Source organism: Nostoc sp. (assembly GCF_036917615.1).
In the GTDB taxonomy this organism is placed as follows: Bacteria; Cyanobacteriota; Cyanobacteriia; order Cyanobacteriales; family Nostocaceae; genus Nostoc.
The window spans coordinates 12,805-33,664 of record NZ_JBALCZ010000019.1 but is presented as its reverse complement, the minus strand read 5'-3'; the positions used below and the strand labels follow the sequence as shown (position 1 = coordinate 33,664).

The window sequence follows — 20,860 nt, the reverse complement described above, 5'->3', positions numbered from 1 at the left end:
ACCGTCCGCTGCATTGCATTTTTTCAACTGCATTTTTAACCCATAACTGTTAACATACCTTATTTCGAGTACTTCCATCTGACATGATAGTTCTACAGAAGATTGCACCATCAAAACAACACCTGTGGTCATCATCTTCCATATATGTTCCTTCAAAATTTGCATCACTTAAATCAACGGCAATGAAGGAGTTATCAGCTAAACCTACCTCTTTAAAAAGAGCGCCACTCAGGTCAGCAAAATCAAAAAAAGATGTTTGAATTCTTGAGCTTTCAAAATTACAGTTTCTCAAATCAGTATAACGCAATTCAAAGTCTGAAAGCCACAAACGCAGAACACTACCGCTCAATCTGATTCCTGTCAAATCTAAAGCGCGCTCTAACGTGAAAATTCTTTCTCCTGAGTCATAGCGTTTTTGTAATGATTTAACAGCCTCGCTAGGGTGATAGTTATAATTCTCAATATCTCCATTGGGTAATATGGCTTCATGAAAAATTACGTCACTGTAATTCCAATCCCAATTAGCATTTGTGAAAATTGTTTGGCGACAGAACGAACCTGCTAAGTTACATTCCTCTATTGTCGCTGACGTGAAATTTGTCCTAACTAGACTAGAGTCACAAAGAAACGTTTTGGTTAAATCAGCATTGGTTAAATTGCTGTCGTTAAAGTTAGTTACCTCTATTTGGGAGTTACTTAAATTAACATTGGTTAAATTGGCAGAACCTAAGTAGCAAGACCTCAGATTAGCACCGCTTATGTTTGCACTGCTTAAATTGGTTCCCATCAAACAAGTAGATTCAAGCCAAGCTTGATTGAGATTGATGTCACTCAAATCAAGGTGATTTAGCTGAAGACCTTTCAAAACGACTTTAGAAAAATCTCGTTCTCCTGATTCGTAACGTCTAAGAAACTCTTCAGCATTCATTACATACACACCTCAAAATGCGATAAAAATCACTGCTTCTTACAGAACTATTAGTACTAATTTAGCGAAAATATATTCTAAGCAATCTCTTAAAGCCATTACCGCGCAAGGAAGTTACCCAGTATGGGCGGCTGAAAGTCTTATCTTCAACAAGAATCTCATTCTAAGTTAGCCCCTACGGTGTAATTTTTTTAGCCTGAAGCAGCATTTTCTGAACGAGTTACGCCGTTTTATTGCCCTGTATATCATTATTAAGCATCAATTCTGAATTCTGACTCCTGAGTTCTGAATTCTTTGCCTTAAGGCACGAATGCCAAAACACCCACAGGAGAACCAGAACCACCACGTAACCTCAGAACCGCGATCGCTAGAGTAGTACCTTTAGGTGGCAGTTGCTCCAAATTTGTCAGATTCTCTAACACAATCCGCGGTTGTTCTAAAACTAAGCGGTTAATCGCAAAACTGTTATCCTGCCCAGGATCTACGCCATGAGTATCAATTCCTATTCCAGCAATTTGGCGTTCATTCAGTAAGAATTGAGTTGCATCGCTGCCAAACCCAGGAAAGTGGGCAATTCCTTGAGCATCATGATTTAGGAATGCACTTTTATCCAACCATTTTTCTTGCCATCCAGTATTCAGTATAACTACGCAGCCAGCAAAAATTTCACCGTATTGTTCTTCCCAAACCACAACATCAGCAATAGTCAGGGCATAATCAGGATTAACCGCTGTGGCTTGGCGAATATCTATGACCACCGCAGGTACAACCAATGACTGGGCTGGGTATTGGTCAATTCCCACGGCAGAACTATGAAAACTGTTAGGGGCGTTGATATGGGTAGCGCTATGTTCACCCAAGGAGAAACGTCGCAGATAATAGCCATCATTATTTAGTTCAGCCACAGTTTCAAATTCTACTGTGGGATCTCCAGACCATTGGGGAATATCTATGTCAATTACATGACTTAGGTGGATAACGCGTGTGTAGGTGATACTATTTTGACTTTGGGGTTGTATCATCCCAACCTTCTATTTTATTTGTACTCAGGGATTTTTTTCAAAGGTGCGATGCCTGTCTTGAAAAGTTCAGTTCGCCTTTGGCGTTGCCGCAGGCAGACGATCTCTACGAGACGCTGTTCGCGTTTGCGGACTCGCTCTAAGCGTACCCCTGCTCTTAAGCAAGCTACGCTTAGCGTCTCGTAGAGAAGCCATGCCGTTGGCGAACGCGAACAGCGTGTCGCAGACAAGCCTCTCGTTCGCGTTAGCGTCTCCAAAGGAGAAGAGAAGGCTTTACGCTGCGCTATCGGCGGGAAACGACGCAATACACTTTTCGCTGCGTCGAAGAGGCTGCGCTAACAGATTGGCAAAAACCGCCACAAGAGACGCCAGTTGCTTTTCCCTACAGCCCTTCTCCTAAAGGAGACGCTGTTCGCGTTCGGGCATCCGACGGCAGGCGCTAACCTCTCACTAATGGGAGAAGCAAAGACGCGCAAGCAACAATTCGGGAAACCGCAAGGTAGCACTGGCTCGACTTTTCGCTTGATTGGGCTATGCCTACGTAAAGATAGTACTACCATTAGAACATTTTTCAATCGATTTAACTGCAAGATTCCTACTTTTAATTCCCTATACTAGGAGAAATAATCCCCCCAATTCCTGTAAACTCAGGTTGCTGGGGGGTTTAAATGTTGCAGCAAAAAGTGAATTAATCTTAGTTAACAACCAACAGGTTAATTTTTAATTAAGTTTAGGTTAAGGTTAGGGTTACTCCTGTAGTGGAATCACGATGACAAACTCGGCACCTTCTCCTGGTGCTGAAATACACTGGATTTGCCCGCAATGTTTTTTGACAATAATTTGGTAGCTAATTGATAACCCCATGCCAGTGCCTTTACCCACAGGTTTTGTAGTGAAGAAGGGGTCAAATAAACGTTTGCGTACTTCCTCAGTCATCCCTTGACCATTGTCGGCAATGCTAATTATTACATGGTCTTCTTGAATAAGGGTGCGAATGCGAATTGTGGGCACGGGAAGAGGCAGAGGGGCAGGGGACAGGGAGCAGAGGGAAGGATCTTCTCCCCTACTCCCCACTCCCTCTTCTAAAGCATCGATCGCATTTGTCAACAGATTCATAAACACCTGATTCATCTGTCCAGCGTGACACACTATCGGTGGTAGGTTGCCGTAGTCTCGGATTATTTGGATTTCTGGATGTCCTAGTCTGGTTTTCAGGCGATTTTGCAATAGCAGCAAGGTGTTATCCATACCTTCATGAATATCCACTGGCTTTGTGCCGTCTTCATCAAGGCGAGAAAAATTGCGTAAAGAAAGGACAATCTGCCGAATGCGTTCGGCTCCCATATTCATAGAATCCAGGATTTTGGGTAAATCGTGCTTGAGAAAGTCTAAATCAATGGCGTAGATTTGTTCGTGAATCTCTGGTGTTGGTGGGCAGTAATTCTGTTGATAAAGTTCTACCAAGTGCAGTAAATCCTTGGTATATTCACGGGCGTGGCTAATATTGCCGTAGATAAAATTGACGGGATTATTGATTTCGTGGGCAATACCTGCAACCAATTGTCCTAAACTGGACATTTTTTCAGTTTGAATCAGTTGCGCTTGGGTTTGTTGAAGTTCTAGCAATGCCGCTTCTAGTTGCTGGGCTTTGTCTTGGGCAGTTTGGGTGGCGATACGACTTTGGGTGTAAAGTTTGGCTTGGTCAATGGCGATCGCTAGTTGAACTGTAACTGCTTGTAATAATTCTACTTCGTTGTCCAGCCAAGGTCGAAAGCCACTACAATAACCACAGCTAAATGTGCCAATTTCGCCAGATTGGGTGTGTACGGGCAGCGACATAAACGCAGTAAAACCAAAATCCTGCAAAAACTGCCGTACTATGAAATCGTTCACAGTTTCAGCATCATCAATGCGGATGATTTCTCTATTCAAGGTTTTGACTGCGATTAGTTCGATTTCTGAATTAGTTGCTTCTTGGTGGTTAAGCAAACAGGGTAAAAAGGAACTTTTCGCCTCATATACTTTCTCCCAGTAGGGTATATCAGCGTCTTGCCGATACAAAAAAAAGGCGCAGCGATCAATTTGGAATAAGTTGCGAATTTCCTGCACTGCGGTTTCTACAATGTAATTGAGATCCAAAGAAGCTCGAATTTGGCTAGAAAGACGATTTAGGAGTGCTTCTCGCTGAACACTTTCTTTTAGTGCAATTTCTGTTTGTTTGCGCTTGATGCCAATGGCAATCTCCTGGGCGGCAAATTCCAGTGCTGTGAAAGTTGATTCTGTAATCACTTGACGAGCAAACATGACTATCACCCCTACAGTTTCATCTTCAACAATTAGGGGATAGCCAGCGAAGGCGACCATACCCTCTCGCTGTGCCCACTCTTTGTTACCCACGCGGGGATCTGTTTGCACAGAGTTAGTTAGGTGAGGTTTACCCTCTTCGGCAATCAAACCAATTTTAAATTGACCGACTGGCACACGTTGATGCAGCCCATTAATGTGGGTGTACATCCCAGAACTGACTTGCAACTCTAATACGTTGTCTTGTTTGTTCAGTATCCAGATGCGAGCAAAGGCTGCATCTAAATGTTCAACTAAAGCATCGGTGCAACAGTGCATCATGTTCTGTAAGCTGTCACTCTGGGTAAGGGCGGCGTCTACATCAGCACGAAAATTCGCTAAACGCGCTCGTTCTGCTAGAGCTTCTTCTGCTTGTTTGCGGTCAGTGGTGTCATAGCAAATACCAACAAAGTTTAAAACATTACCATTGGCGTCTCTAATCGCAGATGAGTTGCTTGTATGCCATCGCCAACTACCATTTTTGTGTTTTACCCGATATTCAATTGCGTCTTGTTTCTGGCTTATTGTCAAAATTCTTTGAAAATAATCAGCACAGATAGGCACATCGTCAGGATGTATAAAGGGAATAAAGGATTTGCCTTCAACCTCTGCAACCTCATGCCCAAAAATTTCAGTCCAGTTAGGCGAAACGTAGGAAAATATCCCTTCAAGTGTCAGTGCAAAAATAATGTTATTGGCGTTTTCGACAATGCTGCGAAACTTAGCATCACTTTCTATAAATGCTGGTTGGATGTTGTCGCTGTTATCGCGGACAAGAACTATGATTTGCTGGTCTGGTAATGGTAACAACTTAGCTTCAAAATTATTCTTCCCTTCTAGTAGCGGTAAGGTATATTGAAAACTGACTAAAGATTGAGTTTCAATTACTTGAGTTATTGCTTGGTGGAAGCGATCGCCTACAGCAGTCGGTAGGCATTCTCGCAAACTCTTGCTCTGAGAATCTCCTGTTGGAATATATGAATTCTCCATCAATCCTTGCTTGTAATCCAGGATGGTTCCATCAGCATCAAGACGAAAGTACAAATCAGGAAGCACTTGCAAAATCGCTGCAAATTCTGATGTTTTTTGGTGTAACTGTGCTTCAACTGCTTGACGTTTTGCAGTTTCGGCTTGTAGTTGCTCTAGTGCTGTTGTTAATTCTGCTGTTTGTTTTTGCTCTGTAATTTCACGTAGGGAATCAGATAAATTTGTAGACGCCGAGGAGTTTTCTGTCAAGATAGGTTGACTTTCCACTATAAGCACTTCTGTTATATCCACACAATAACCGATGTAACCGACAAAGCTACCATCTGCTGCAAATCGTGGCGCGGCTGTATCTAAAATCCAGCGATATTCGCCATCAGCCCGACGCAGGCGATATTGCCTCTGAAACGAATCATGCGCTGCAAATGCTCCCAAGTATATATCTTCACATCGCTGTCTATCTTCTGGATGGACGCTACAAGTCCAGATATTGCCTATTTCCTCTGATCGCGCAGATGTAGACGCGCCTGTTGTTAAATATCTTCCAGTAAATTTCAGCCAATTTGAATTGAAGTAACAGTAAAGTGCATTGTATCCAGCTATCCAAATCATCACAGGAGCAGTATCCGCCTGCTGGCAAAATACTTTTTCATCCTGTTGTATTTCTGACGGGGCGGCTATGATTTGGTTAATGTAGCTCTCCACTTTTTTATAAAACACTTTTGCCTACCTGCTCTGCCTAAATTATTAAGGTAATAGTCTGAAAATAGGATTTTTTAATAGATAAATATAATCTTCATGTTAACCTGCTATTTATCTTAATACTTTATTTGTTTTAATAGCTGCAAAAATTATTCTTTTATTGTGAAAAAATTGATAAAATGCTGAAGTTATCATTAAGATTAACTCCAGCGTTTTTAGTTGAATTGAAACTACTCATGTGTGAATACGGTCCGGATAAGACTCGATCCCCCCAACCCCGCTTTTTAAGGGGAGCTAAAAATCAATACGCTTGGGTTAAGAAAATTCCTCAGTGTAGGCAGGCAGGGGAGGCAGGGGAAGAAAAATAGGCTTATCCCAAGCGTATTGAGCTAAAAATGGCTCTATTCCCCCCTTAAAAAGGGGGATAATGGGGGATCTTTAAGGACTGTGCAGCTTAACCGAACCGTATTGACTCATGTGTTAGGAAAATTGTTTTTATTTGTTTCTTCTTAAAATCCCCTAAAAATTCATCCTAGCTATGTAATTGATTGCTTAAAAAGCTGATTTAGCTTCACTGAAAACATATGATTTTCTGTGAGGCTTTTAGGTTTTTATAAAAGATTCACAATCCTAAATAATTTCGGTTTTATCGTTTCGGTTATGAGGAATTAAACAGGACTTACGCAAAAAGGCAGTGAAAGCCTTGATTTACCGTAGAGGCAATTCATGTAGACGCATACTCCTACGGAGAAGCAAGCTACGCAAAGCGTCTGTCTGCGACACGCTGCGCGAACGTAGAGAAGCAGCTTAAAGCAGGGTACATTGGTGTCAACTTAAGGCAAAAGCCTGTCTAGAAGAAGCTTTTAGAGATTGTCTCGAAAAGAAGTCTCCGACTCTATCGCTGCGAAAATAGCCAATCGCTCATCGGCAGCCAGCACTGTTCGCGCAGCGTCTTTACCAATTTAATAAGCTGCGTAATCGAAAATGGGCAAACCTATCTGTTGCAAATATTTTTTGAATTGGTATTACGTAAACTTTGAATGGTAGCGATCGCATGTTTCGCCACAATATCAATTTCCTCTTGGGTATTAAACCGTCCAATACCAAACCGCACTGAGGCATAAGCTAGCTGTTGGGGATGTCCTAGTGCTGTGAGAACATGGGAGGGTGCAGTAGTTGCCGAGGAGCAAGCAGAACCAGAAGATACGGCCATTACTGGCTGCAATCCTAGCAAAAGTGCGGCTCCATCCACTCCCTCAACACTGATATTCAAGTTTCCCGCCAATCGCTCTTGCGGATGTCCGTTGAGATGAATTCCTTCAACTTGGGAAAGCTGTTCCCACAAACTTTGCCTTAACTGGGTGAGGCGTTGGATTTCTGTTGCTTGTTCTGCCAAAGCGATTTCTACAGCTTTGCCAAAACCGACAATCTGCGGTGGATACAATGTCCCAGAACGCATCCCCCGCTCATGTCCTCCGCCATGCTGCTGAGGAGCCAGTTGCACTCTGGGGTTGCGCCTGCGGACGTACAGCGCCCCAATCCCCTTTGGCCCATATACTTTGTGTGCGGTTAACGACACCAAGTCAATTTTCATCGCTTGCACATCCAAGGGAATTTTACCAATAGCTTGGGCGGCATCGGTGTGAAACAGGACTTGGCGATCGCGGCACATTTCCCCAATTTCTGCCAAAGGCTGTAACACACCAATTTCGTTATTTGCAGCCATCACCGATACCAAAATCGTCTCCGGACGGAAAGCTTTTTTTAACTCACTTAAATCAATCAATCCATCTTTTTGGACAGGGAGAATAGTAATTTCAAAACCGAGAGTTTTTAAATAATTACAAGGATCAATAACTGCACTATGTTCAGTGGCAACAGTAATAATATGCTGACCTTTTTTAAAATAAGCTTCAGCAACACCTTTAATAGCTAAATTATTCGCTTCTGTTGCACCACTCGTAAAAACAATTTCTTCTGGTGTGGCGTTGATTGCTGCCGCTAATATCTCTCGTGTTTGCTTAACAGCAGCTTCTGATTCCCAACCATAAATATGGCTAATACTGGATGGGTTGCCAAAGTGTTCTGTGAAGTAGGGGAGGATTGCTGTTAATACCCGTTCATCTACGGGGGTGGTAGCATGGCAATCAAGATAGATAGGGCGAATAGACATAAATTAACTCATAATTTGACTCAAATTTTTTAATATACTTAGAACCTGATATAGTTCACTTTTTCGTTTCAAAAGTGTAAATTCATCAGACAATGCATACTTTGGTATATTTTGTTTAATCAGTTTTACAAAAATGAAATGACTACCATTGGTTACCAATCCAAAAGTAGGTTTGTCTTGATTAGGATTAGCCAACATATAAACAAGTGCTTGAGGTATAGCTTCTAAAAGAGAAAAGCTAGACCTTTTAGATTCAATTACTAATAACCATAATTGTTCTTGAATAACTAGAAAATCAATTCTACCTCTAATAACTTCTTCTTCATCTTCTGCGGAAATTTCTATTGATTGCTCGCCTCTCATATAAAAAGGCTCATCATAAAATCCAGCTAAATTGAGTAAAGGAGATAAAATTACTAACTTTACCGTTTCTTCTGACAAAGGAGGACGCTTGACTAAACGGAGAAAATGAAATTTTACTCTGTCTAAATCTTGCTTTTCTAAATCTGTAATTTCCGGTAAATTCTCAAACCATTCTGTGAAGAATGCCTCATCTTCGGCTAGCTGTAGACCAAATCTTTCTTCCAGATAAGCAAACCCGACATTTTGGGCTTGGATGACTTGAATCATATTTATTTCAAATTACGAGAAGTCTAATTCCTTACTTCAATCATCGCGCTGGCAATTTCTAGAGCGCCCTTTCACTAGACTTTGCTCAAATAGGCTGCTCACATCCTGCTTTATTACTATAAATATAATTCACGTAGCATTGCTGTAACTATACCTGCATCCAACCAATTGCGTTACGTGGCTGCTAATTCCCGTAATTTAGTTAAAACTGTCTGAGCATGACCTTTGGTTTTCACATTAGGCCAAGCATAGACAATAATTTTATCAGGTGAAATTAGAAAGGTTGAGCGAGCAACACCCATATATTCTTTACCCATAAACTTTTTCAATCGCCAAGCGCCGTAGGCTTCTGTCAGAAGATGTTCTGGGTCACTTAAAAGGGTGATTGACAAGTTATATTTGGTGATAAATTTACAATGGGATTTACCCGAATCTGGACTTACGCCTAAGATTTTCGCTCCCAGTGCGCTGAAATCTTGATACAACTCGGTGAAATCTTTCGCTTCGGTGGTACAGCCCGGTGTATCATCTTTGGGGTAGAAGTAGAAGACAACCCACTGACTGCTGAAATCGTCGAGAGTGACTGAATTACCATTTTGGTCAGGAGTGGAGAAATCTGGCGCTGGTTGTCCGACTTGGGGAATGTTGCTCATGATAGGGGTTTAAGAGATTGCGTAAGCGTAGCTCGTCGTAGACATGGCTTTAGAATTGTACATAAGTTGAGCAATCGCACGTAACCACTAATTACGAATAGTATTAGTTTTGGTTGAACAATAGCAAAACCCAAACAATTAGAGACAATTTTTAATTACAAGCTACTACTTAACTGAAAAGCTACGAAAACTTGCTTCAAAGATTGGTGATTGTTGTTCAAATTTATCTGCCCCAGTCGAAAAAATTACACTCCAAATAGTCCTGCCATCTTTCATGAGATAAGATATTTGTTTTTCGCTTCTACCTTTACCTGGTGATATTTCTGTGATTATCCGTCCTACCTGATAACCTTCAACCAACCCAGTTTTCATATCCACTATACGAATCTGAGCAGGAAGGTGCTTGCTCTCCTCTTGTAAGTAAGTTTCTAAATTAATCGTAAGAGTTACTTGTTCATTTGAGACAATTACATTAGTTAGGAAGCCTGAGTCGCCCTTGTTCGAGTCGAAAGCCAAAAGAAAAGCTAAGGGATTTTGTTGTACTTGTTGAGCAAACTGCTCAATTTCTGGATTGTGACTGCCTGACCTCTTCATTGATTTATATAACTTATCATGAAAATCTCCACTCTCCCAACTTGCTGGCAACCATAATTCTGCACCACCACCCTCAAACTTCTTCCAACCAGATGGAACACCTGAAGGTATATTTTCGTTGGAAATAGAAGGTTGTTGAGTGGAATCAGTATTTGCTGGCTCAGAATTGTTTGCTTGTAGCTCAGTTGGTGTTGAAGTCACCACTGGCTGACTTGGATGAGATTGAAGAGGCTTATAAATTCCCCGACTACCAAATTTAATTAAAAAAAGTATAGCGAAAGCAATTACTCCACCTGTGAATTGGGCAATCTGACTAGAAAATATATTGGTTTCATTTTTTGAATATTGAATTTGAGTAGTCGCTGAGGTTTTAAGTTGCCTACTTTGTTTAGGTTTTTCTAGTTTTGTAGGTGGTAATTGTGATGCTGAAGAAGAAGTAGAATATGACTGTACAGTTGAATTAATTTCTGATAAACACCTCAAAATCATTTGGGCATTTTGAGGTGTTTATCAGGAAATGCTTCCATCAGATAATCAATCAAACTAGCTACCTGCTTAGAAACTTGTAAGGCACTGTCTCGCCACATTAACTTAGCAGTTCGCGGGTCTTCAGAAAATTGCTCTGGAGACTTGCCAGTAAGTAAATAAACAAATGTCCGACCAAGGGCGAAGAAGTCTGATTGTGGTACGGCTTTACCATTGGCTTGTTCTAGTGGTGTATAGCCTGGTGAAATAATCCCTGTTATATTCTGCCCTGCTGCTTTTTGATAATAGGTTCGTGTAACTTCTCTTGCTGTACCAAAGTCAATCAAAGCCAGATGTCCATCTGCTTTGAGCATAATATTTGGTAGCTTGATATCTCTATGGAAAAAGTTCTGTTGATGCACTTCATGCAAAATATTTGCCAACTGGGTTAGCCATAAAAGTGCTAACTTTTCATCAATGGGGCGATTACCTCGTTGTTCCATATATTGGTGCAAATCCAACCCCTCAATTTTCTCCATTACCAACCAATGCAGTGGCGCTTGGCTATTTTTGGGAGAGAAGGTAAAGTACCCATCTCCCTTTGGAATTCCTGGATGATTCAGATGGTTTAATACTTGTGCCTCTTGCTGAAACAGCGATACCGCCTTGGTATCATCTAGCATCAGAACTTTTAAGACTTTGAGGGTGTTAGCGTGGTTGACTTCAAATGTTTTGGCAAAACCACCAGCGCCTAATTGGCGAGTCACTCGATACCGTCCTTCCAAAAGCAATTCTGAGCCACAGGCTTGACAAAACAGTATATTTTCAGAATTTTGGGGTCTTGGACATTGGGGATTGATGCAGAGGGTCATGGTGTTTTTTGCAACACAGTTTGCCCTGATAGTCTAGCCTTACTGGGATATTCACGTCACCAGTAAAAATTAGGACAATAAGCTATGCCTGCGGTTCTTGCAAGCCTATGCACTCATTCATCTTTGCTTACCATGAAAAAAGTTCTCTCATAAGGTTGAGAGCGATCGCTTGTGTTTATCCGCGATAATAATAACTTAGCCTACAAGTATTTTTGTTTATTTATTCCCACCCTTCAAAGTTCACATGACTAAAGATATGCAACGCGAATTTACCAACCGTGATGAGTTGGTAGCCTACCTCCGCGAACAATTCCCAGATGCAGCAGAACGCGATGACCACATCAGCGAAACTCTAGGAGGACGCAAAGCGGCAGAAGAAGCGCTGCAAAAAATTGACCGAGTAGGCTACGCGCAAACACGTAATTTTTTCATAGGTGCTGTGACGCGACTTTCGCCTTATATCCGCTATGGCGTTTTGAGTTTGCGAGAAATTCGAGATTATGTCCTTGAACAAGTACAGCAGCAAGACGATGCTACGAAACTAATTAACGAGTTAGGCTGGCGCGACTATTGGCAACGGTTGTATATAAAGTTAGGGGATGGAATCTGGAAAGACCAGGAAGAGTACAAAACTGGTTACACTGTAGGTGAATATACACCAGAATTGCCGCAAGATATCAGAGAAGGAATCACAGGCAGAGTTTGTATCGACAGCTTTAGCCGTGACTTGAAAGAAACTGGCTATCTACATAACCACGGCCGGATGTGGCTAGCGGCTTACATTGTCCATTGGCGGCGTATTCGTTGGCAAACAGGAGCCAAGTGGTTTCTCGAACACCTTTTAGATGGAGATCCTGCTAGCAATAATATGTCATGGCAGTGGGTTGCCAGCACATTTAGTCATAAACCGTATTTTTTCAACCGTGAGAACTTAGAACGCTACACCAAAAGCGTTTATTGCCAGAAATGTCCGCTTTACGGTCATTGTGATTTTGAAGGTAGTTATGAAGAATTAGAACAGCGACTTTTTCCCAAAGGGGAATTTAGTAAACAAGCCAATAGCCAAAGTTGGCAGCGTGAGAAGAAAGGGAAGGGGAGCAGGGGGAGTAGGGGAGGACAAGGGGGACAAGGAAGAGAATAATAACTCTTGACTATTGACTAATAACTAATGACTAATAACTAATGACTAATAACTAATGACTAATGACTAAACCGATTGTTTGGGTGCATGGAGACTGCCTCAGTCCATACAACCCCGTACTGCAAAAATACCCCGATGCCCCAGCTATCTGGGTTTGGGACAAGGCTTTGATAGAGGAATGGCAACTGAGTCTCAAACGCCTCGCTTTCATCTACGAATGCTTGCTAGAGTTACCCGTTGTTATCCGTCGTGGCGATATGGCACAAGAAATTTTAGCTTTTGCTGAAGAACATGATGCGAATTTAGTCGTCACAGCCAACAGTCCCAGTCCCCGGTTTGATGATATCTGCAATCAAATGGAGGGTTCTATAAAAGTGGAAGTGCTGGAGGTAGAGCCATTTTTTGACTATGAGGGCTATATTGACCTGAAGCGATTCTCGCGCTATTGGAAAGTGGCTCAAAATTATGTTTTTGAATAGCCCAATTGTAAAATTGTAATGTCTGGCGATCGCTTCTTCTACCAAAGTTTGATAGTTAGTTACAGCCATAAGATTGTGTTCTAAATAATTTAGTTTTTTAGATTTCTTGCTCTGAATAGCTTGATGAACTACGGCTAACTCTGTCAGCGTGAGTTCAACAAACCTCTCCCTGCCTTGAACTATCGTTCAAGTCTGTCCCTCTCCGAATCGGAGAGGGAGGGTTTTGCGTAGTAAAAACAAGGAGAGGTTTTTTATTAAGCTAATTAGGCGGTTACTACATGAGCCGTCGAACTCACGTCTTTGGGCGTGGATAGGTTGATTCCAAATATGAAGTATTAAATTTTCTGACTACCTTCTCGTGTTAAATTACTAGAGCTTGGAGTTGGGAAACTCCGGTGAAATTCCGGGACTGTGCCGCAGCTGTGATGGGATCGCCCAAGTCAGAATGCCAACTCTCAAGATGTCCTCAGTATACACTCACCGTCTACTCCCTGCGTTGCACGGGGAAGGAGTTTCAAGTTTGCTTGCTGGATTTGCCACTTGTCCTGGCTTGTTTTATCCTACACCCGCCGCAGATGGGATATTATCTCGGATTAGAATACCGGGTGGAATTATTAGAAGTCAGCAGTGCCGTGCGATCGCAGATATAGCAGAACAGCACGGTGGCGGCTATGTGGATGTGACTAATCGAGCTAACCTACAAGTCCGTGAAATCCGCACGGGGATAAATGCTGAGGTTCTGAAGTACCTACAGGATATGGGATTGGGTTCTCGTAATCCTGTTGTTGACCACATCCGCAATATTATGACCAGTCCAACTGCTGGTATCGACCCGCAGGAATTAATCGACACTCGCCCTTTTGTCCAAGGTTGGGATGATTATATTGCTGCACATCCGGCGCTTTCGGGACTGTCGGCAAAATTTAGCGTTTGCTTTGATGGTGGTGGGATAATTCGGGTGGGCGATCGCTTGAATGATATCTTATTTGTCGCTGTTTTAGTTGACGGTAATGTTTACTTCCGCCTCTATCTCAGTGTGGGCACGAAGGGACAACCGCCCAGCGATATAGGAATTTTGTTACCACCAGAGAAATGTTTACCCGTCTTGGCAGCTTTGGCAGAGGTCTATCTAGTTCATAGTAATACTACGAGTAAGCGTCGGCTACGTCTCTTAGAGTTATTGAATACTTTGGGTTGTGAAAACTATCTCCAGGAAGTTGAGCAGCGTCTACCTTTTTCTCTTTTTTGCAGTGAAACAAGAAAATACCTAACCCCCCAACCCCCTTCCCTAATAGGGAAGGGGGAGGAATTCTCTACTCTTTTACAAGGAGAGGGGAAGTATCAGCATATTGGCATCCACCCCCAACGTCAGCAAGGCTTATTTTACATTGGTGTTGTCTTGCCCCTTGGGCGACTGGAAAGTAAGCAAATGCGGGGTTTGGCAGATTTAGCAACAAAATACGGTAGCGGCACTCTCAGGCTAACCCCCTGGCAAAATTTGCTCCTCACAGATATTCCTCAGCAATGGGTTATTGATGTCGAAAGTGAAATTGCTTTCTTAGGATTAGATTCCTCAGCAACCAACATCAAGGGTGCATTAGTTGCCTGTTCTGGCAAAAAGGGTTGCGCCGCTTCAGCCACGGACACCAAGGATCATGCCTTGGCATTAGCAAAGTATCTTGAAACTAGCCTTACTCTGGATTGCCCTGTTAATATCCACTTTAGCGGCTGCGAAAAATCCTGCGCCCAGCATAGCAAAAGTGATATTACTCTGCTCGGTGTCAGCATTGAGACTGACAATGAAACTATGGAGGGCTATCACGTTTATGTTAGTGACAGCAAGCAGAAATTCGGACGTGAACTATATCAATATGTAACTTTTACCGAACTACCTGCATTAATAGAGCGGATGCTATATGTATATAAAATTCAACGCCTAAATTCTGATGAGTCCTTTGGGAAATTTGCTAATCGATATGCAATCGCCCAATTACAGCAGTTATTTCATAATATTCCTAAATCATTCGTGAACAACAAGATACCCGACATTTTAGAGAAGTCGGGTATCTGAGCCTTTCGATTTTCATCGGTCAATCCAAAATCCAAAATTTAAAATCCCAAATTGAATGCCCCACTACATCCGAGATGCCAACGAAATTTACCGTAATTCCTTTGCAATCATCCGGTCAGAAGCAAACCTAGATGTGCTGCCATCAGATGTAGCAAAAGTTGCTGTGCGTCTCATTCATGCCTGTGGGATGACGGATATTATCACTGACTTGGGATATTCACCAACAGCAGTACAATCCGCAAGGGCAGCACTGGCAGCAGGAGCGCCGATTCTATGCGATTGCCGGATGGTTGCCGATGGCGTCACTAGGCGGCGGTTGTCTGCAAATAATCAAGTTATCTGTACTCTCAATGATCCAGAAGTGCCAGAAATTGCCCAGCGTCTGGTTACTACAAGGTCGGCGGCAGCTTTAGAATTATGGCGATCGCACCTCCAAGGGGCAGTAATCGCAATTGGCAATGCGCCCACAGCACTGTTCCGACTGTTAGAAATGCTCGATGAAGGAGCTGACAAACCGGCTATTATCTTAGGCTTTCCAGTAGGGTTTGTTGGTGCAGCGGAATCGAAAGCCGCACTGGCAGCAGACAGCAGAAATGTACCATTTTTGACCTTACATGGTCGGCGCGGTGGGAGTGCGATCGCGGCAGCAGCAGTTAACGCCCTGGCAACGGAGGAAGAATGAATATGAAAACCAAAGGTCGTCTTTATGGAATCGGTGTCGGGCCAGGCGATCCAGAACTATTGACCCTGAAAGCGCTGCGGCTATTATGTGCGGCTCCCGTAGTTGCCTATCAATCAGCAACAGGTAAAGAGAGTATTGCTAGGGCGATCGTGGCGCAGTATCTTCCTGGTAATCAAATCGAGGTACTATTTCATCTCCCCCGCGCTTTGGAGCCAGAAAAGGCAAAGTCTATTTATGATCAAGAAATTCAACCAATCGCCGACCATTTAGCAGCTGGTCGAGATGTCGTGGTGCTATGTGAGGGTGATCCATTTTTCTATGGCTCATTCATGTACCTGTTCACACGGTTATCTGACCAGTACCAAACAGAAGTTGTCCCTGGAGTTTCCTCACTGATGGCTTGTCCGGTAGCCTTGGGTGTACCTTTCACCTACTACACCGATATTCTCACCGTCCTACCCGCCCCACTGCCAGCAGAAGAACTGACTACACATCTGCTGATCACCGACGCCGCCGCAATTATGAAGCTAGGTCGCCACTTTACCAAAGTGCGGGATATCCTGCATAAATTAGGGCTAGCATCACGGGCAAGATATATTGAGCGGGCATCTACGCCACAGCAACGCATTTTACCCCTAGATGAAGTTGATCCAGCCGAAGTACCCTATTTCTCGATGATTGTGATTCCTACCAAAAATCGACTATAGATGAATAGCCCTATAGCGTTTCCTAATCAAATGATATAAAACCTTGTTTTTCCGTGCTTGGTTCCAAACAAGGATTTTTTAGCTTTGCTGATCAAGCGAATCTTTTTCAAAGCTTCGCTTAATCAGGATTTTATTTTTCTCTCTTCAGAGATATAAGAAACTCTATTTATACAAGCCCAATTTATCCGGTCAATCATTAAATAAATTATTTTTCCAGATATAAAAGCAGATGAATTGGTGAGATTTTTTTATATTAAGAATGGTAGTATCTTGTATGGCGTACCACTACGCTAAAGGACCTCCAAATAAAAAAATACTTAACTACTTTTTGTGGGGTAAGCGTCTCGCCCGCCTGCGTTTTGGTGCGGGTAAAATGCCCATCCTATAAAATTGGATAATTTATTTTTTGGAAATCCTTAATGACATCTTAACTCAAGATAAATTCACACCAAATCTTTAATCAGGAGAGAAAGTTTTATGGCTGATATTGTGCTATTTCAAGGTAACAGGTACATTGGAGATACGACTTTTGTTGTCCAATCTTATGGAGCGCAAACTGCCACCAATTTTGAACTGCTCAATAGCAATGGCGTTTTGGTCGAAAGTAATATAGGTGTCAATTTCACCTATGATTCAGACGGATTCTTTAATTCTGGAACCATCACTTCTTTTTTTGAGTTCGCAAGTAACGGTCAACTCAAAGACCAGCAGACAAATCTGAATGTTGACGTTGCAACAAGACGGAGCCTTTTAACTGCCGGCACATCAGGATACGACTATAATCAATATGTTTATCGAGGTAATGACAGTTTCTTTGGATCTGCGGAGGATGATACCTTTGACGGCTCCAAAGGTAACGACACCATCAATGGTGGGGCAGGTATTGATGTCTTAAGCTTCCAAAAATTTAGTGAGGGAGTAATTGTTAATCTCTCAACAGGGCAGGCAATTACTTCTTTTGGCACATCGGTTATTTCCAACGTGGAAGACATCGAGGGATCAGCATTCGGCGATATACTGACTGGGAACTCTGGAAATAACCAGATCCAAGGGTTTGGCGGCGCTGATAGGATTAATGGCGGTGCCGGATTTGATACTGCTGTCTATTTCGATGCTAGTTCAGCAGTCAATGTTAATTTGTCCACCGGAGTTGTTACTGGTGGTAGCGGTGGTGATACCTTAGTTTCCATTGAGCGGGTCTTGGGATCTCGTTTTAATGACGTGCTGACTGGTTCTAATGCCAATGAATCTTTCTTAGGGGGATTTGGTGACGATACTATCAATGGTGGAGGTGGTATTGATACTGTTGAGTACGGTTTTGTGGGTTCCAGGGTTATCGTAGATCTTGCTAATGGATTCGCCACTGGTGGTGCAGGAACTGATGTTATTTCCAACGTTGAAAACATAAAAGGCTCGATTTTCGATGACATCCTCTCCGGTAGCTCTGGAGCCAATGTTATTGATGGCGACAATGGAAATGATATTTTGTTTGGTGGTGCTGGTGCTGATACTCTAATTGGCGGCCAAGGCACAGATGTATTTGCCTTCCAGTTTGGGCAATCAACAGTATCAGCAACCGATCGCATTACTGACTTCACCATTGGCACAGATAAAATTGGTTTACTTACTTCAGACGGATCAACCGTGATTACACCTACCAGTTTTAGCCGTGCCGCCGATAGCACTGCCACCAGTTTAGTAAATTTAGCCAATCAGGTATTTACCGATGCGAATGGAGCCTTAGCCGGAAATCAAGCTTTAGGGGTGAATGGTGCAGCCTTAGTCAAAATAACAAGTGGAGCGATCGCTGGAACTTACCTCGCGATCAACAATAGCACTGCTGGTTTTCAGGCAAATAGTGATTTGTTAGTCAATTTAACAGGATTAACGGGTACTTTACCGGCGTTAGGAAATATTGCAGTGAGCAGTTTCTTTGCTTAGTTAGCATATGATTTTCAAACTAACCTGCCGAATGTGGGTTGATATCAGGCTTGATTAGCGAAAATCCCAAATCAAATAACCTCCTGGCAGATTTAACCAGGAGAATTCAAAAAAATTGATTCATCTTTACAAGCGTTGTAGCAAGCTCAAACCGTGGGTATCAGTACCACAGGTATTGAAAAGAAAGTATTCATCAGCCAACTTTTGCACTTGTGCTGATTCCAATATGCTGGGTTGCCAGGGGTTAGGGTTATTGTAGGCGTAGAAAGTTTCCACGCCATCGATACCCTTTTGGGCAGCAGCTGGAATTAAGTCAAAATGCGATCGCTTGTAACGAACTGGATGAGCCAGAACTGCCAATCCCCCAGCTTCATGAATAGCAGCAATTACGTTACTTGCCTGATATTCTTGGCCTGTAGTCGCCCTTCTTTGCAGATAGGGTTTTATACTAGGGTGTTCTGTGCCGAAAGCGTAAGCCAAAATATGAACTTCTATATCCAAAAGGTTGGCATTGATTTCCACACCACTCCATAGGTGAGGAGTGCTTACACCAGGATTATTCCACTTCCAGTCTTCTAACCAAGCAAGTGCAGCTTGATAGCCGATAATACCATGATGGTCGGTGATCGCTAACCCTTTTAGCCCAATAGCGATCGCTTGCTCGATTAATCTACTCGGCTGCAACCTCCCATCCGAGTAGAGAGTGTGCATATGAAAGTTGAATAACCTCGGACAGCTATGTGCATCAATGTTCTGGAATACTTGCTTCAAAAGTTCTACCGAAGCAGTAGTCTGGGCCAAATTTACAGCCATAACTCCCTCTGAATAAAAATATATACTTTTAACACACTAAAACCCCACACCTACAGATGAGAAAGACCCAGCACTAAAAATTAGTGTTGGCGGCTACTTTCTCAGCTTTTTCAGCAAATTTTTCAATATGTTAAGACTACGTTAGCAAATCTTAACCTCAGTAGTCATGGGTGTTTTAGACTCCTTCAAATTTAAGTAGTAATAAATAATGCATCCGAAATTTCATAAATCCGCCTCTAGCATCTGTGGTAAATGACTTAGTTAAAGGCTTAGTAAAGTAATTATCTCTAGGAAGCCGGAAATACTACTTTATTTAATGTGTAAAAATAGTCATCTGTATAAGTAATTACACATTAATTTTAATCATAAGTAAGAATAATTATATGATTAAAAATAGATAATTATTTACAATAGCTCGAAGAAAACTGGCGATCGCTTGCGGCTGATTATACCCCTCGCGCAATCCCAAAAGAGTCTCCCTTTAACGTCACCCCAAGCGGTTTTACCACCACCTCGCGGCTAAGAGATGCTTCAACCCTTCCGGCAATCACAGCCGTGAGCTCCTGTTCTCTTGCGAGGATAACGATCCTCTCTGCATCCTGCTCCGACTCTGTATAGAATGCAAATCCTGCACCGTAATTGAACACGGAAAGCATCGTCGCTGCCCCGCCTTCAAGATGACCCTCGACAAAGGTAAATATCTCCGGCACTGGGAGCATAGTTTCGATAACATACCGGAGCGGCTTTACCGACCGCATCAGCTTTTGCCATCCATGGCCAGTGATGTTCTCCATCGCGGTGGGACGAATTCCTTCGCCAAGCACCGCCTGCACAAGCGGCGTGTAGAGATATGAAGCGGCATTCATCGCTTCCCAGAACTCCTGCCCACTTGGAAGTTTTGTTCTGTACCCGTCAGGGAGCGACTCAGCAAGCTTTCGCAGTGGGGTAAAGCCGTTCTCATGGGGCCCCGAACTTTCGACAAGAACAATGGTATTTCCGGCATCCAGACGCGAGCTATCAATGGGAGCGACACCAGCCGGCATGACCCCAAAAACCGAGCCGGCGATGTCGAGCCGGCCTGGAATCATCTTAGTTTTTAGTTGAGGAGTTTCCCCGGAGAGATACACACACCCGACTCGTTTGCACCCCTCAACTACTCCATCCAGAAACCCATCAAGGAAGGCAGGAGTAAAAATCGTTTCAGGAGTACTCGACGGCAGATATAAACCGAGAAGTATAGTCTGCATACCTGAGGTTGCGGCATCGTTCGTAAGACACGAGATAATCTTGATACCAATGTTCCACCAGAATCGTCGAAGTTCTTCTTCGGAAAGGTCGTCAGGTCGAGTATCGTCTGCGGTGCCCAGCCCTTCGGGAACAAGTGTCAAAGAAAGTTCTCTAGCCCCCGCCTCTAGAAACGGAGCAAGGTTGAAGCTGAAAGCGTTAGCACTTGCTCCAAGACCCGATGCGGGCACGGTGCCATAGGCGCTTGCAAAGCCAAGCGTGCGTTTTGCGGCATCGATGAAGCATCGTTTTGCGGCATCGAGAGTATCGTAATCGACTTGATCGAGAGCTTGAGCCATCAGGTTGCGTTTAAAGTTAATAGTCACAAGTTAGGAGTTAAAAGTTAGGAAAACTCATAACTCATAACTCCTAACTTCTA

The 20,860-nt window shown here is 42.9% G+C and carries 17 protein-coding genes and 1 riboswitch; of the genes, 6 read left to right on the top strand and 11 right to left on the bottom strand.

Annotation, left to right across the window (positions count from 1 at the left end; all coding sequences use genetic code 11):
* Nucleotides 1-49 precede the first annotated feature (49 nt).
* The 9 genes from V7K85_RS05715 to V7K85_RS05675 all read right to left on the bottom strand — a co-directional run bounded on the left by V7K85_RS05715 (nucleotide 50) and on the right by V7K85_RS05675 (nucleotide 11,363).
* Nucleotides 50-928 carry a pentapeptide repeat-containing protein gene (locus V7K85_RS05715; RefSeq protein WP_334811691.1) on the bottom strand — a complete coding sequence of 293 codons (879 nt, stop codon included), beginning with the start codon at nucleotides 926-928 and terminating at the stop codon, nucleotides 50-52.
* A gap of 299 nt (nucleotides 929-1,227) precedes the next feature.
* On the bottom strand, nucleotides 1,228-1,950 hold the full coding sequence (locus V7K85_RS05710; protein ID WP_334811690.1) for a cyclase family protein: 723 nt from the start codon (nucleotides 1,948-1,950) through the stop codon (nucleotides 1,228-1,230).
* A gap of 14 nt (nucleotides 1,951-1,964) precedes the next feature.
* On the bottom strand, nucleotides 1,965-2,252 hold the full coding sequence (locus tag V7K85_RS05705; protein ID WP_334811689.1) for a hypothetical protein: 288 nt from the start codon (nucleotides 2,250-2,252) through the stop codon (nucleotides 1,965-1,967).
* A 442-nt stretch (nucleotides 2,253-2,694) separates the two neighbouring features.
* Nucleotides 2,695-5,994, bottom strand: coding sequence for a PAS domain S-box protein (locus V7K85_RS05700; RefSeq protein ID WP_334811688.1), 3,300 nt, complete (start codon nucleotides 5,992-5,994; stop codon nucleotides 2,695-2,697).
* A gap of 976 nt (nucleotides 5,995-6,970) precedes the next feature.
* Nucleotides 6,971-8,149, bottom strand: a complete 1,179-nt coding sequence (locus V7K85_RS05695; RefSeq protein WP_334811687.1) for a cysteine desulfurase family protein — start codon at nucleotides 8,147-8,149, stop codon at nucleotides 6,971-6,973.
* A 3-nt stretch (nucleotides 8,150-8,152) separates the two neighbouring features.
* A complete protein-coding gene (locus V7K85_RS05690; protein ID WP_334811685.1) occupies nucleotides 8,153-8,779 on the bottom strand; it encodes a restriction endonuclease subunit R in 627 nt (208 codons plus the stop codon).
* Nucleotides 8,780-8,952: 173 nt separating this feature from the next.
* Entirely contained in the window at nucleotides 8,953-9,432 is a 480-nt protein-coding gene (gene bcp / locus V7K85_RS05685; protein WP_334811684.1) for a thioredoxin-dependent thiol peroxidase, read from the bottom strand.
* A gap of 165 nt (nucleotides 9,433-9,597) precedes the next feature.
* On the bottom strand, nucleotides 9,598-10,509 hold the full coding sequence (locus V7K85_RS05680) for a hypothetical protein (protein ID WP_334811683.1): 912 nt from the start codon (nucleotides 10,507-10,509) through the stop codon (nucleotides 9,598-9,600).
* Between the two features lie 2 nt (nucleotides 10,510-10,511).
* Entirely contained in the window at nucleotides 10,512-11,363 is an 852-nt protein-coding gene (locus tag V7K85_RS05675; protein WP_334811682.1) for a serine/threonine-protein kinase, read from the bottom strand.
* Nucleotides 11,364-11,607: 244 nt separating this feature from the next.
* Here V7K85_RS05675 and V7K85_RS05670 point away from each other — a divergent pair, with 244 nt between their 5' ends.
* The 6 genes from V7K85_RS05670 to V7K85_RS05645 all read left to right on the top strand — a co-directional run bounded on the left by V7K85_RS05670 (nucleotide 11,608) and on the right by V7K85_RS05645 (nucleotide 18,384).
* The gene (locus tag V7K85_RS05670; RefSeq protein ID WP_334811681.1) at nucleotides 11,608-12,504 is read left to right on the top strand and encodes an FAD-binding domain-containing protein; all 897 of its coding nucleotides are present in this window, start codon (nucleotides 11,608-11,610) and stop codon (nucleotides 12,502-12,504) included.
* 62 nt (nucleotides 12,505-12,566) lie between these two features.
* Nucleotides 12,567-12,983: a hypothetical protein gene (locus V7K85_RS05665; RefSeq protein ID WP_334811680.1), complete on the top strand. Its 417-nt coding sequence runs from the start codon at nucleotides 12,567-12,569 to the stop codon at nucleotides 12,981-12,983.
* Nucleotides 12,984-13,353: 370 nt separating this feature from the next.
* A riboswitch (adenosylcobalamin-variant (AdoCbl-variant) riboswitch) is annotated at nucleotides 13,354-13,442 on the top strand.
* On the top strand, nucleotides 13,429-15,054 hold the full coding sequence (gene cobG / locus V7K85_RS05660; RefSeq protein WP_334811679.1) for a precorrin-3B synthase: 1,626 nt from the start codon (nucleotides 13,429-13,431) through the stop codon (nucleotides 15,052-15,054). Its footprint overlaps the riboswitch before it by 14 nt.
* Nucleotides 15,055-15,109: 55 nt before the next feature.
* The gene (locus tag V7K85_RS05655) at nucleotides 15,110-15,736 is read left to right on the top strand and encodes a precorrin-8X methylmutase (protein WP_334811678.1); all 627 of its coding nucleotides are present in this window, start codon (nucleotides 15,110-15,112) and stop codon (nucleotides 15,734-15,736) included.
* Between the two features lie 2 nt (nucleotides 15,737-15,738).
* Nucleotides 15,739-16,443 carry a precorrin-2 C(20)-methyltransferase gene (locus tag V7K85_RS05650; protein WP_334811677.1) on the top strand — a complete coding sequence of 235 codons (705 nt, stop codon included), beginning with the start codon at nucleotides 15,739-15,741 and terminating at the stop codon, nucleotides 16,441-16,443.
* A 477-nt stretch (nucleotides 16,444-16,920) separates the two neighbouring features.
* Entirely contained in the window at nucleotides 16,921-18,384 is a 1,464-nt protein-coding gene (locus tag V7K85_RS05645) for a calcium-binding protein (RefSeq protein WP_334811676.1), read from the top strand.
* Nucleotides 18,385-18,510: 126 nt separating this feature from the next.
* Here V7K85_RS05645 and V7K85_RS05640 read toward each other — a convergent pair whose 3' ends face one another.
* Together V7K85_RS05640 and V7K85_RS05635 are read right to left on the bottom strand one after the other, a co-directional pair.
* Nucleotides 18,511-19,197 (bottom strand): PHP domain-containing protein, encoded by a 687-nt coding sequence (locus V7K85_RS05640; RefSeq protein WP_334811675.1) that lies wholly within the window; start codon nucleotides 19,195-19,197, stop codon nucleotides 18,511-18,513.
* Between the two features lie 446 nt (nucleotides 19,198-19,643).
* Complete coding sequence (locus V7K85_RS05635) at nucleotides 19,644-20,807, bottom strand: AIR synthase related protein (RefSeq protein WP_334811674.1); 1,164 nt, start codon at nucleotides 20,805-20,807, stop codon at nucleotides 19,644-19,646.
* Nucleotides 20,808-20,860 lie beyond the last annotated feature (53 nt).